The sequence below is a fragment of the Williamsia sp. Leaf354 genome (assembly GCF_001424365.1).
Classification (GTDB): Bacteria; Actinomycetota; Actinomycetes; order Mycobacteriales; family Mycobacteriaceae; genus Williamsia_A.
Genome location: NZ_LMPL01000005.1, coordinates 895,999 through 909,206, shown reverse-complemented (window position 1 = coordinate 909,206; position 13,208 = coordinate 895,999). Strand labels below are relative to the sequence as shown.

General features: G+C 69.4%; 9 protein-coding genes. 5 read left to right on the top strand and 4 right to left on the bottom strand.

Translation table 11 applies throughout. From position 1 onward, the window contains the following. Positions 1-14: 14 nt before the first annotated feature. From ASG12_RS20785 to ASG12_RS20770, 4 genes are all read left to right on the top strand, one after another. Positions 15-731, top strand: coding sequence for a response regulator (locus ASG12_RS20785; protein ID WP_055793715.1), 717 nt, complete (start codon positions 15-17; stop codon positions 729-731). A 19-nt stretch (positions 732-750) separates the two neighbouring features. Then, entirely contained in the window at positions 751-1,635 is an 885-nt protein-coding gene (locus tag ASG12_RS20780; RefSeq protein ID WP_055793713.1) for an aldo/keto reductase, read from the top strand. A gap of 9 nt (positions 1,636-1,644) precedes the next feature. Then, positions 1,645-5,049: a pyruvate carboxylase gene (locus ASG12_RS20775; RefSeq protein ID WP_055793710.1), complete on the top strand. Its 3,405-nt coding sequence runs from the start codon at positions 1,645-1,647 to the stop codon at positions 5,047-5,049. Positions 5,050-5,253: 204 nt separating this feature from the next. Then, positions 5,254-5,808 (top strand): HdeD family acid-resistance protein, encoded by a 555-nt coding sequence (locus tag ASG12_RS20770; protein ID WP_055793708.1) that lies wholly within the window; start codon positions 5,254-5,256, stop codon positions 5,806-5,808. 106 nt (positions 5,809-5,914) lie between these two features. Here the strand turns inward: ASG12_RS20770 and ASG12_RS20765 are convergent, their stop codons facing one another. From ASG12_RS20765 to ASG12_RS20755, 3 genes are read right to left on the bottom strand one after another with little or no spacing between them, the layout of a single operon-like run. Further along, a complete protein-coding gene (locus tag ASG12_RS20765) occupies positions 5,915-8,572 on the bottom strand; it encodes a molybdopterin-dependent oxidoreductase (protein WP_055793706.1) in 2,658 nt (885 codons plus the stop codon). Next, the gene (locus ASG12_RS20760) at positions 8,569-9,378 is read right to left on the bottom strand and encodes an FAD binding domain-containing protein (protein ID WP_055793977.1); all 810 of its coding nucleotides are present in this window, start codon (positions 9,376-9,378) and stop codon (positions 8,569-8,571) included. The genes ASG12_RS20765 and ASG12_RS20760 overlap by 4 nt, the downstream gene beginning before the upstream one ends. 7 nt (positions 9,379-9,385) lie before the next feature. After that, the gene (locus ASG12_RS20755; protein ID WP_055793704.1) at positions 9,386-10,765 is read right to left on the bottom strand and encodes an 8-oxoguanine deaminase; all 1,380 of its coding nucleotides are present in this window, start codon (positions 10,763-10,765) and stop codon (positions 9,386-9,388) included. A 46-nt stretch (positions 10,766-10,811) separates the two neighbouring features. Here ASG12_RS20755 and ASG12_RS20750 point away from each other — a divergent pair, with 46 nt between their 5' ends. Beyond that, positions 10,812-12,203, top strand: a complete 1,392-nt coding sequence (locus ASG12_RS20750; protein WP_055793701.1) for a guanine deaminase — start codon at positions 10,812-10,814, stop codon at positions 12,201-12,203. 94 nt (positions 12,204-12,297) lie between these two features. On the opposite strand, the gene pucL is transcribed toward ASG12_RS20750, so the two are convergent. After that, positions 12,298-13,206, bottom strand: coding sequence for a factor-independent urate hydroxylase (pucL, locus tag ASG12_RS20745; RefSeq protein WP_055793699.1), 909 nt, complete (start codon positions 13,204-13,206; stop codon positions 12,298-12,300). Positions 13,207-13,208: the final 2 nt, after the last annotated feature.

Here is a 13,208-nt window from a genome sequence, read left to right as displayed (position 1 = left end):
CGGAGGCGCGCCCCATGATCACCGTTCTCATCGTGGAGGACGAGCCGTTGATCGCCCAGGCGCACGAGGAGTACGTGGGCCGCATACCCGGGTTCCAGGTCGTCGGGATGGCGGGCACCGCGCAGGCCGCGTTGCGGATCGTGGCCGGCCGCGCCGCCGACGGCGATCCGGTCGACGTGGTGCTCCTCGACATCGGACTCCCCGACGCCAGCGGTATCGAACTGGCGTCGGCGCTGTCGGGTCAGCGTCCCGAGCCCGACATCATCGCGATCACCTCCGAGCGCGATCTGTCGGTCGTGCGATCGGCCGTCGCGCACGGCGTGCTGCTCTATCTGCTCAAGCCGTTCACGTTCGCGGCGTTCCGCGACAAGCTCGAGCGCTACCGCGACTATCGCGAGGCGTTGCCCGCGGGCACCGACGCGGCGGGACAGGCCGAGGTCGACCGCGCGATGGCGGTGCTGAGGGGATCCGACGAGAAGGCCGCCGCGCCGGCCGGGGCGTCGGCGCACACCACCGAACAGATCGCGCGACACATCCGCGACAGCGAGGCCGGCCTCACCGCCGGTGAGGTGGCCGCTGCGGCCGGGGTGTCGAGGGTGACGGCGTGGCGATACCTGGAGCGGTTGGCCGACGATCGGGTGCTCGACCGGACCACCGAATACGGCCGCGCCGGGCGCCCACAGGTGCGCTACACCTGGCCCGTCCGCGGACCTGGCTCGCGAACGCAGTGAAGTCGCTAGCCTGACACCCATGACTCCCGCGGTTGCGATGATCGACCTCAATTCCGGTACGTCCATCCCACAACTGGGTCTCGGTGTGTGGCAGGCGGAGAACGACGAGACCGAGCGCGCGGTGGCCCACGCGCTCGATGCGGCGGGCTACCGACACATCGACACCGCCGCCGCCTACGGCAACGAGGAGGGCGTCGGCCGCGGTATCGCCGCATCCGGTGTGGCACGCGAGGACGTCTTCCTCACCACGAAGCTGTGGAACGCCGACCAGGGATACGAGTCGGCGATCGCCGCGTGCGACACCAGCCTGGGCAAGCTCGGCGTCGAGTACGTCGACCTCTACCTCGTGCACTGGCCGCTGCTCGACAGCGACCGTATGAAGCGCACCTGGGAGGCGATGGAGGCCATCGCCGAATCGGGCAAGGCGAAGGCGATCGGCGTCTGCAACTTCGAGCCCCACCACCTCGACACGATCTGCGGCCACGGGGAGACGGTGCCCGCGGTCGATCAGGTGGAGCTGCACCCGCACCTGCCGCAGAACGATCTGCGGGCGTTCGCCGTCGACCGGGAGATCGCGGTCGAGTCGTGGAGCCCGCTCGGCGGCACCAGCAATTCGGGGTGGGGCCGCGCCTCGAAGCCGAACACCCTGCTCGATGACCCGATCCTGGCCGGTATCGGCGAGAAGCACGGCAAGTCGATCGCGCAGGTCATCATCCGGTGGCATCTGAGCAACGGGTTGATCGTGATCCCCAAATCGGTTCATGAGAAACGCATCTCGCAGAACATCGACGTGTTCGACTTCGATCTCGACGCAGACGACATCCTGGAGATCTCGCGGCTGGCCGATCCGAACGGCCGCGTCGGGGCGCATCCCGACGAGATGAACATCGGCGCTCCGGAATAGTCTGCGCTCATGTTCTCCAAGGTGTTGGTGGCCAATCGCGGCGAGATCGCGATCCGGGCGTTCCGAGCCGCCTATGAGCTCGGGGTGGCGACGGTCGCGGTGTACCCGTTCGAGGACCGCAACTCGGTGCATCGCACGAAGGCCGACGAGTCGTATCAGATCGGTACCGAGGGCCACCCCGTCCGGACGTACCTGTCGGTCGACGAGATCGTCGACGCGGCCCGGCGCACCGGTGCCGACGCGATCTACCCGGGCTACGGATTCCTCTCGGAGAACCCCGATCTCGCCGGTGCGTGCGCCGATGCGGGCATCACCTTCGTGGGTCCCTCGGCCGATGTCCTGGAGCTGACGGGCAACAAGGCGCGGGCGATCGCGGCGGCGAAGGCGGCGGGCCTACCGGTGCTGGCGTCGTCGGAGCCGTCGACCGATGTCGACGAACTGCTCACTGCCGCAGAGTCGATGACGTTCCCGGTGTTCGTCAAGGCCGTGGCCGGTGGCGGTGGTCGCGGCATGCGGCGGGTCAGCGACCCCGACGCGCTTCGGGAGGCGATCGAGGCCGCGGCCCGCGAGGCGGAATCGGCGTTCGGCGATGCGACGGTGTTCCTCGAGCAGGCGGTCATCGAGCCCCGTCACATCGAGGTGCAGATCCTCGCCGACACCCAGGGCAACGTGATGCACCTGTTCGAGCGGGACTGCTCGGTGCAGCGTCGTCACCAGAAGGTCATCGAGCTCGCACCCGCCCCGAACATCGATCCCGCTCTGCGCGAGCGGATCTGTGCCGACGCGGTCGCGTTCGCCAAACAGATCAACTACTCGTGCGCCGGCACCGTGGAGTTCCTCGTCGACCGTGAGGGTCGCCACGTGTTCATCGAGATGAACCCCCGGATCCAGGTGGAGCACACGGTGACCGAGGAGATCACCGACGTCGACCTCGTGCAGTCGCAGCTGCGGATCGCGGCGGGGGAGTCGCTGGCCGATCTCGGACTGCGCCAGGAGGACATGGTGATCCGCGGTGCGGCGATGCAGTGCCGCATCACCACCGAGGACCCGGCCAACGGGTTCCGCCCCGACACCGGCCGCATCACCGCCTACCGCACCCCCGGTGGTGCGGGCATCCGCCTCGACGGGGGCACCACCCTCGGTGCCGAGGTCTCGGCGTACTTCGACTCGATGCTGGTGAAGCTGACCTGTCGCGGCCGGACGTTCGAGGGTGCGGTGGCGCGAGCGCAGCGGGCGTTGGCGGAGTTCCGGATCCGCGGTGTGTCGACGAACATCCCGTTCCTGCAGAGCGTCCTCGACGACCCGGACTTCCGGGCGGGCAAGGTGACGACGTCGTTCATCGAGGAGCGCCCGTCTCTGCTGACGGCGCACGCCTCGAGCGACCGCGGGACGAAGATCCTGACCTACCTCGCCGACGTGACGGTGAACAAGCCGCACGGTGAGCGGCCGTCGGCGGTGTACCCGAAGGACAAGCTGCCCGACATCGACCTGAGTGTCCCGCCGCCGTCGGGGAGCAAGCAGCGGCTCACCGAGCTCGGGCCGGAGGGTTTCGCGCGTGCGTTGCGCGAGCAGTCGGCGTTGGCGGTCACCGACACCACGTTCCGGGACGCGCATCAATCGCTGCTCGCGACGCGGGTGCGCACCACCGGGCTGCTGGGTGTGGCCGGGCACGTCGCACGCCTCACCCCGGAGTTGTTGTCGATCGAGGCGTGGGGGGGCGCGACCTACGATGTGGCACTGCGGTTCCTGCACGAGGATCCGTGGGAGCGGCTCGCGGCGTTGCGGGAGGCCGTGCCGAACATCTGTCTGCAGATGCTGCTGCGTGGCCGCAACACCGTCGGATACACGCCGTACCCCGACACCGTCGCGTCGGCGTTCGTCTCCGAGGCCGCGGCGACCGGCGTCGACATCTTCCGGATCTTCGACGCGCTCAACAACATCGAGCAGATGCGACCCGCGATCGACGCGGTGCGCGAGACCGGGACCGCGGTCGCCGAGGTCGCCATGAGCTACACCGGCGATCTCGCGAACCCGAACGAGGACCTCTACACCCTCGACTACTACCTGCGCCTGGCCGAGCAGGCCGTCGAGGCCGGCGCCCACATTCTGGCGATCAAGGACATGGCCGGGCTGCTGCGCGCCCCCGCCGCGACGACCCTGGTGTCGGCGTTGCGATCTCGCTTCGACCTGCCGGTCCACGTGCACACCCACGACACCCCCGGCGGCCAGCTCGCGACCTACCTCGCGGCATGGCAGGCCGGCGCCGACGCGGTCGACGGCGCGAGTGCGGCGATGGCCGGCACCACGTCGCAGCCGGCGTTGTCGGCGATCGTCGCCGCCGCGGCGCACACCGACCGCGACACCGGCCTGAACCTGGCAGGAGTCTGCGACCTCGAGCCGTACTGGGAGGCGCTGCGAAAGGTGTACGCGCCGTTCGAATCCGGACTGCCGTCACCGACCGGGCGCGTGTACACCCACGAGATCCCCGGCGGCCAGTTGTCGAACCTGCGCCAGCAGGCCATCGCGTTGGGTCTCGGCGACAAGTTCGAGCTCGTCGAATCGGCCTACGCCGACGCCGACCGCCTGCTGGGTCGCGTCATCAAGGTGACGCCGTCGTCGAAGGTGGTGGGCGACCTCGCGCTGCACCTCGTCGGTGCCGGGGTGTCGGTCGACGAGTTCGCCGCCGACCCGGGACGTTTCGACATCCCCGACTCCGTGATCGGTTTCCTGCGTGGCGAACTCGGTACGCCTGCCGGTGGTTGGCCCGAACCGTTCCGCACCAAGGCACTCGAGGGCCGCGGCAAGGCCCGCGCGGTGGTGGAGCTCTCCGAGCACGACCAGCAACTGCTCGGCGCCGACTCGACCGGCCGCCGCGCCACGTTGAACCGACTCCTGTTCCCCGGCCCGACGTCGGAGTTCCTCGCCCACCGCGAGCAGTACGGCGACACCTCGTCGCTGTCGGCGAACCAGTTCTTCTACGGCCTGCGCCAGGGCGAGGAGCACCGCGTCTCGCTGGAGCGCGGCGTCGAGTTGCTCATCGGGTTGGAGGCGATCTCCGAACCCGACGAGGCCGGTATGCGCACGGTGATGTGCATCCTCAACGGCCAGTTGCGACCGGTGTCGGTGCGCGATCGTTCGATCACCGCCGACGTCCCGACGCTGGAGAAGGCCGATCGCACCGACCCGTCGCATGTCGCGGCACCGTTCTCCGGTGTGGTCACCCTGGTGGTGGGCGAGGGCGACAGCGTCGAGGCCGGCGCCACCATCGCGACCATCGAGGCCATGAAGATGGAGGCCGCGATCACCGCGCCCCGGGCCGGCACGGTCACCCGTGTCGCAATCAGTGGGGTCACCCAGGTCGAGGGCGGTGACCTCATCGCCGTCGTCGCCGTCGGTGATCGCGCCGACGTCTGACTCCTCTCGACCCAACCCCGCCAGTTGGGCACGTAACGACCGCAGTTGGGCACGTAACGACCGCAGTTGGGCACGTAACGACCGCAGTTGGGCACGTAACGACCGCAGTTGGGCACCTGAGGACCGCAGTTGGGCACGTAACGACCGCGGTTGGGCACGTAGTGACGCGCCGAAGCTGACGACGTCCGGCGATATGGTGGTGCCATGACGACGCCGATCACCACGCCGCACTTCCCCGACCAGATCCGCAACGCCGTGCGCGCCGGACTCATCTCGACGTCGGTGCTCGGCATCGTCCTCGGTGTGATCGCGCTCGTGTGGCCCGGACCGACCCTGGTGGTCGTCGCGGTGCTGTTCGGCATCTCGCTCATCCTGACCGGGGCCTACCGGTTGTCGATCGCGTTCTCGGCCAAGGGGTTGCCGACCGGACTGCGCGTCGTGTTCGGCGTCATCGGCGCGATCATCCTCGTCGCCGGTGTGCTCTGTCTCTTCGATCCGGCCGAGTCACTCGTGTTGCTCGCGATCGTGATCGGCGTCGGCTGGATCTTCCAGGGCGTGCACGACCTGATGTCGGACCGGGCGGGCACCCACAATGTGCCCCGCTGGGTCCTGGTGCTCTCGGGCATCGTGTCGATCATCGCCGGCGTCGTCGTGATCACCCTGCCGGGCTTCGCCATCAGCACGTTCATCACCTTCGGCGCGATCCTGCTGATCATCGTCAGCGTCGTGAACCTCCTGACGCTGCCGCGCAAGGTCTGACGTTCCGCCCGCCCAACCGCGGTCTTCAGGTGCCCAACTGCGGGCGTTACGTGCCCAACTGCGGTCGTTAGGTGCCCAACTGCGGGCGTTACGTGCCCAACTGGGGTCAGGGGTGCAGGGCGGCCCAGACGCGGGCGGGGTTCATCGGGAGTTCGTGGACGCGGACCCCGATGGCGTCGCGGATCGCGTTGGCCAACGCCGGGGCCACCGGGTTGTACGGCGACTCGCTCATCGATTTCGCGCCCGAGGGACCCAATCGGTCGTACGTGTCGGCGAAGTACACCTCGGTCTCGGGGGCATCCGACAGCCGCGGGATGTGATAGTTCCGGAACACGCGCGTGGTCACGACACCGTCGTCGAGGAGCATCTGCTCGAACATCGCCGAGCCGATCGCCTGCGTCGCACCGCCTTCCACCTGACCCCGACACTGCGCGGGGTTGAGCACGACACCGGCGTCGGCGGACTGGATCGACTGCAGTATCCGCACGCGGCCTGTCGGGAGGTGCACCGCCACCCGGAAGGCGTGCACGTTGAACGCGACCGACCGCGGCGTGCCCTCGTGCCGCCCGGTGGCCGAGAGACCACCGGTCGCGCGTCCGACCGCGACGGGATCGTCGGCGTCGACGCCGTTGTCGCGCGCGGCGGCGACCACCGCGGCACGCAGATCCACACACGCCCGCTGCAGTGCGGCACCGGCGACGACCGTCCCCGCCGAACCGAACGCGCCGGTGTCGTAGGTGACGACGTCGGTGTCGCCCTGGCGCACGACGATCGACTCGGGCAGGACCCCGAGGGCGTCGGCGGCGATCTGCGTGTGCACCGTGGTCGTGCCGTTGCCGAACTCAGCGGTTCCGACCGACACCACATACCGCCCGTCGACGATGAGGTCGGCACGCACATCGGCGAAGTGGCCACGAGGCGGGATGGTGGCGATCATCGCCGGCGCCATCCCCGATCCGATACGCCACTCGGGGTCGTCCTCGAGTTCCGCCCCGTTGCGTGCCGGGTCGGTGGCACCGGCGGCCAGCGCCTCCTGGGCGAGATCGAGGCACTGGTCGAGGCCGTAGCTACCGAACTCGAGGTCGCTCTCCTCGACCTCCCAGGTCACGAAGTCGTCGCCGGGCACCACCACGTTGCGCCGTCGGAAGTCGAAGGGATCGACACCCAGCTCGCGGGCGAGGTCGTCGAGCGCCGATTCGATCCCGAACACCACCTGGCCGAGGCCGTACCCGCGGAAGGCGCCCGAGGGGAGGTTGTTGGTGTAGGCGCACTGCGCGTCGACGCGCTTGTTCGCGCTGCGATACAGCGCCATCGACTCACTGCACCCGTGGAACATGACTCCGGGACTGTGATTTCCGTAGGCGCCCGCATCCGACACGACATCGATCGCGAGAGCGGTCAGCGTGCCGCTCGCGTCGGCCGCGGCGGTGACCTTCACCCGCATCGGGTGGCGACAGGGGGCCATCGTGAACTGATCGGTGCGCGTCATCTCGTACACGACGGGCCGCCCGGTGCGCAGAACGGCCAGCAGCACGAGGTCCTCGGTGATGAGTTCCTGCTTCGCGCCGAAGGCGCCGCCGATCCGAGGCGCGTACACACGTACCCGGTCCGGCGACAGACCGAAGATGTGGCACAGCTCGAGGCGCACCAGGAACGGCACCTGCGAGCTGGAACGGATGACGTAGCGACCATCCTCGTCAAGACTGCCCACGGTGCCGTGGGTCTCGAGATGGGCGTGCTGCACGCGCGCGGTCTGCCACACCCCGTGTACCGCCGCGCCACCCGAGACGCGGGCGTCGGCGACCGCGGCGTCGACGTCACCGACCTCACCGTGCAGATCGGCGACGAGATTGCGGGTCGGATCGGCGATCCGCGATGCGGGTCCGTCCTTGTCCCCGTGCACCGTCGGTGCCCCCTCGGTGAGCGCCTGCACCGGGTCGAAGACCGCGGGCAGGACCTCGTAGGCGACGTCGACGAGTTCGACTGCGCGCCGTGCGGTGTCGAGGTCGTCGGCGACCACCGCCGCGACCCGCTGCCCGACGAATCGCAGGCGGGTGTCGAAGACGCGACTGTCGTCGGGATCGTCGACACGCTCCCGGTGACGCGCGGTGGAGAACGCGACACCCGGATCGTCGTGGTGGGTGAGGACCGCACGGACTCCGGGCAGCGCCTGTGCGCGGGTGATGTCGATGGCGGTGATCACGGCGTGCGGGTGCGGACTGCCCAGGACCGCGACGTGTCCGGCGTCGGTGGGGATCTCGTCCATGGTGTAGTGCTCGGCGCCCGTGGTGATCGCGGGGCCCGCGGGTGCCGGCGCCGATCGTGGGTCACGTGTTGCGTCGGGTGCGGCATCGGCGATCGCGGCGCGGATGGGCCGATACCCCGTGCAGCGACACAGGTTCCCCTTGAGCGACGACTCGAGATCGTCGATGTCGGCGGCATCGAAGGTGGATGCGGTGACGATCATCCCGGCGGTGCAGAAGCCGCACTGGAAGCCGCCGGCGCCGACGAACCGCTCCTGCAGCGGATGGGGCTCCTCGGCGGTGCCGAGTCCGGCGACGGTGGTGATCTCGGCGCCGGTGGCGCGGAACGCCGGGACGAGGCAGGAGTGCTGCACCCGCCCGTCGACGATGACCGAGCACGCCCCGCAGTCGCCCGAATCGCATCCCTTCTTCACCTCGACGTTGCCGTGTTCGCGCAGGTAGGTGCGCAGGCACTGACCGGGCCGCGGCGCGGTGGTGACGTCGATCCCGTTGACCCTCATGCGATCACGTCCCGCACGGCCTGGGCGACGAGGTACTCGACGACCGCGATGCGCCACCGGGCGGTGCCGTGGGCATCGGTGTGGAAATGCTCCGGTGGGATCGCGCGGAGCACGTCGCGCGCCACCTGCTCGGGATCGGTGGAGGCGACGGTGATCACCTCGGGGGCGACCGTGGCCGCGGTGACCGTCACGACCACAGACTCGCCGTCGGAGCGCGCCACCACGACCGCACCGCTGCGGCCGAGGTGCGCGTAGGAGGCCTTCCGCAACGACACCCGCTGCGTGAGAGCCGCGGTGGGCAGGTGGATGGAGCGGAGCACGTCACCCACGCCGAGGGAGTTCTCCGCGTTGCCGACCACGACGTCGGTGGTCGTGAGCAGTGCGTCGGTGCCGTCGGCCCGCCAGATCAGCAGGCGGGCGTCGAGAGCGGCGCACATCGCGGTCATCGCACCGGCGGGGAGGGCGAGACAGACGTTGCCGCCCACGGTCGCCGAGTACCAGATCTTGTACGACGCCAGCAGGGCGCGCGCTGCGGCATCGAACAGCGGTGTGGCAATCCAGGTTCGGGGGAGATCGGCGTGGATGAGGGTGTCGATGGTGCACGTCGCGGCGATCTCGAGACCGTCGTCGCGCACGACGAGGTCGGGCCAGTCCAGGGCGGCGAGGTCGATCAACCGAGTCATCCCCGGATTCGGTTCGCTCATCAACGAGGTGCCGCCGGCCAACACGCCGTCGGTGTCGACGATCCCGGTGAGGTCGGCGCGCGTGCGTGGCGCCAGGACCTCGGTCACCCAGTGCTGGTCCATCAGCCCGTCACCGATCGGCCCTGGCCAGCAGGTGTCGATGCGCCCACGCCACATCGCGGGCGACCGTCTCGGCATCGACGGTGGTGCAGTGTCCGTCGGCGACGACGACGCGTCCGTCGACCCAGGAGCGGCGGATCGGTGGCTGCGCGCCGAGGACGAGGGCCGCGACCGGATCGTCGATCCCGCTGTGGGCCAGCGTGGTCAGGTCCCACAGGACCAGATCGGCGAGTTTCCCGGTTTCGATCGACCCGAGCTCGGCGTCGCGTCCGAGCACCCGCGCGCCGCCCATGGTGGCCAGGCGCAATGACTGTCGTGTGGTGAGCGCGGTGGGTCCACCGACCGCCCGGGCCATCATCACCGCCATGTGTGCCTCCTCGAGCATCCGACACGACTCGTTCGATGCGGCGCCGTCCACACCGAGCCCCACGGGCACACCGGCCGCAACGAGATCGCGCGTACGTGCGACACCGGCGCCGAGTCGTGCATTCGAGGTGGGGCAGTGTGCGATCGCCGTCCCGGTGCGTGCGAGGTCGGCGATCGCGTCGTCGGTGAAGTGCACCCCGTGGGCGAACCACACGTCGTCGCCGAGCCAGTCCAGTCGTTCCATGTACTGCAGGGGAGTGCAACCGAAACGCTCAGCGCAGAAGGCGGTCTCGTCCTCGGTCTCGGCGAGGTGGGTGTGCAGACGCACCCCGAGGTCGCGGGCGAGCGCCGCCGAGGCGACCAGGAGATCCGATGTGACCGAAAAGGGAGAGCACGGAGCGAGGCCGATGCGCAGCATCGCATCCGGCGAGGGGTCGTGCCAGCGGGAGACGGCATCGGCACTCGCGGTGAGGATGTCGTCGATCGACTCGACCACCGCGTCGGGAGGGAGTCCTCCGTCGCTCCGACCGAGGTCCATCGATCCGCGCGTGGGATGGAAACGCAGACCCACCGCGGCCGCCGCCTCGATCTCGGCCGCCAGGAGGTCGCCGGCGCCGACCGGGAAGACGTAGTGATGATCGGTCGACGTCGTGCACCCCGACGTCGCGAGTACTCCCAATGCGCCTCGGGCGGCGGCGTTCACGCCCGCGGCGTCGATGCCGGCCCACACCGGGTACAGCGTGGTGAGCCACTCGAACAACGTGTGATCGGCGGCGAGCCCCCGGGTGATCCACTGGTAGAGGTGGTGGTGGGTGTTGACCAGGCCGGGGGTGAGCACGCAGCCACGCCCGTCGACGTGCACGGCGTCGGGCCATGCCGCGGTGTCGACCTCGTGAGCGTCGCCGACGGCCACGATCCGGTTGTCCCGCAGCACCACCATGGCGTCGGCCCACTCGCGATCCGCGGCGTCCATCGTCACCACATGGGCGTGGGAGATGACGGTCAGGGCGCCGGACGGGTCCATCTCCTCACCGTACTTCCGATGCGTTCTCGGGGCAGGATGGACAGTCATGGGAACCGAACCCGGCGTCGTCCACCGGGCGCACCTGTTCCACATCGGTGGTGCGCCGACGATCGAGAGCGCGTGCGAACACCTCGTGTCGGTGCCCGACGGTGCGCTCGCCGTCGATGCCGGAGGGCGCATCGTGTACTCCGGTCCGGCCGCTGATCTCCCTGAGGGGCAACGGGAATGGACGCAGCACGATCATCGCGGCGGGTTCATCCTGCCGGGTTTCGTCGACACCCACATCCACTTCCCGCAGACGTACTCCACCGACGCATACGGCGGCGGCCAACTGCTCGAGTGGCTCGAGAACTGCATCTTCCCGGCCGAAGCCCGCTACCGCGACCCCGCCTTCGCCCACCGCGCCGCGATCGACTTCTGTCGTCGACGGATCGCCGCCGGCACCACCGCGGCGATGGTGTTCGGATCGGCGTTCCCCGCCGCCCAGGATGCCCTGTTCACCGAGACCGAACGGGTCGGCCTGCGGATGGTGTCGGGGCGGGGCATCCAGACCGTCGGCAGCGCGGCGACCGCCGACCTCGTCACCGACATCGACACCGCGATCGACCGCAGCGTCGCCGAGATCGACCGTTGGCACGGGCGGGAACTCGTCGATGTCGCCGTGGTCCCGCGGTTCTCGTTGTCGGTCACCCCCGACACCTTCGTGGCGCTCGGCGAGCTCTACGACGCCGTCCGCGACCGCGGCGTCTACTTCCACTCGCACCTCAACGAGAACGCCCGACCGCGCACCGGCGAGATCGACGCCACGAAGGCCGCCTACGGCACCGACAGCTACCTCGACACCTACGACGGTCGGTTCCTCCCCGGATCGGCGCAGGGTGGTGCGTCACTGCTCGGGCGACGCAGCATCCTCGCGCACGCGGTGCACTGCACCGACACCGAACTGGCGCGGATGGCGCAGACGGGAACCTCGATCGCGCACTGCCCCACCTCGCAGCTGTTCCTGGGCTCGGGCACGATGCCGTGGCGCCGCACCATCGCAGCGGGCGTGACCGTCGCACTCGGCACCGACATCGGAGCCGGCGACGAATGGCTGATCCCACAGGTGGCGTCGGACTGCTTCGGGGTCCACATGTCCGAGCCGGGGGACGCGGGGGTGTCGTTGCACCCGGCCGAGCTGCTGTTCACCGCCACACTGGCCGGCGCCCGCGCACTCGACCGCGAGGCCGACTTCGGCAACCTCGACGTCGGCAAGGACGCCGATTTCGTGGTGATCGACCCGCAGGGATGGGAACCGTTGGCCGCGACACTGGAGTTCGGCATCCGCGCCGACGACGTCGAGACCGCCACCGCGCAGACCTTGTTCGCCCTGCTGATGGGGATCCGCGAACCGGCGATCGCTCAGGTGTGGGTCCGCGGCCGTCGCGTCGTCGCCTGAGGTGCCCCACTGGTCGTTACGTGCCCACCTGCGGGTGTTATCTGCCCAACTGCGGGCGTTACGTGCCCAACTGGCGGGGTGGGGGTGGGGTGGGTCAGGCGAGCCAGCCGCGTTGCATGGTCCAGGCCGGTCCGGCGTCGGGGGCGTCGTCGCGGATCACCGACGCCTGGATGAGGCCGTACGGGCGGTCGTCGGCGTGGAAGACCTCGTTGTGGTTCTCGATGCCGAAGCGGACCAGGTCGTAGAGGAAGTGGTGCTTGTTCGGTGCCGAGAGGCGGACCTCGGCGATCTCCGGATGAGCCTCGAGCACCGCGGTGCCCATCGCGTACAGCGTCTGCTGCAGCGCCAGGGACTGCAGCGTCGCGAACGCGGCGACCATCAGCTGCTTCACGTCGGCGTACACGGCATCCCAGTCGACATCGGTCGTGGTGAACCGCCACTTCGCGACCAGTGATGTCGCCATCACGCGGTCGGTGGTCGGTTCGAGGATCGTGTAGCGGTCGGTGGGGAAGCCGTGGAACTCCGACCCCGTCGACTTGAGGATCGTCAGGTCCTTCAGCCCGCCGATCACCCACGTCGTCTGATCGGATCCCTTTCCCTCGACGGTGATGTCGGCGGTGCGCACCTCCGCGCCGCTGCGCACCCAGGTGTGGTCGTGGTCGGCGCCGTCGACGGTCGCCCGCTCCCAGCCGTACCGCTCCACCTCGATCCGCGCGCCGTGCACCGGGTCGTTCTCGTCCACGAAGTGGTGGGCGAGATCGAGCGCGTACTGCTCGATCGTGGCGATGCCCTTCTCCTTGGCGAAGGCGTAGCAGGTCTGCTTCTGGGTGTCGGTGGGCAGCACCGCGCCCTGGTCGCCGACGGTGTGCGCGGCCTCGAAATCCCCACGCAGAGCGGTACCCACGTTGATGTCGACGATCTCGTGACGCGGGGTGTCGCGGTAGATCCGCACCACCCGGTTCTCGGCCTTGCCGTATTGGTTCTCGCCCAGGCGGATTCCCATGG

Coding starts and splice junctions, on each gene's coding strand:
- ASG12_RS20785 (WP_055793715.1), top strand. CDS start 15: ATGATCACCGTTCTCATCGTGGAGGACGAGCCGTTGATCGCCCAGGCG.
- ASG12_RS20780 (WP_055793713.1), top strand. CDS start 751: ATGACTCCCGCGGTTGCGATGATCGACCTCAATTCCGGTACGTCCATC.
- ASG12_RS20775 (WP_055793710.1), top strand. CDS start 1,645: ATGTTCTCCAAGGTGTTGGTGGCCAATCGCGGCGAGATCGCGATCCGG.
- ASG12_RS20770 (WP_055793708.1), top strand. CDS start 5,254: ATGACGACGCCGATCACCACGCCGCACTTCCCCGACCAGATCCGCAAC.
- ASG12_RS20765 (WP_055793706.1), bottom strand. CDS start 8,572: ATGAGGGTCAACGGGATCGACGTCACCACCGCGCCGCGGCCCGGTCAG.
- ASG12_RS20760 (WP_055793977.1), bottom strand. CDS start 9,378: ATGGACCAGCACTGGGTGACCGAGGTCCTGGCGCCACGCACGCGCGCC.
- ASG12_RS20755 (WP_055793704.1), bottom strand. CDS start 10,765: ATGGACCCGTCCGGCGCCCTGACCGTCATCTCCCACGCCCATGTGGTG.
- ASG12_RS20750 (WP_055793701.1), top strand. CDS start 10,812: ATGGGAACCGAACCCGGCGTCGTCCACCGGGCGCACCTGTTCCACATC.
- pucL (WP_055793699.1), bottom strand. CDS start 13,206: ATGGGAATCCGCCTGGGCGAGAACCAATACGGCAAGGCCGAGAACCGG.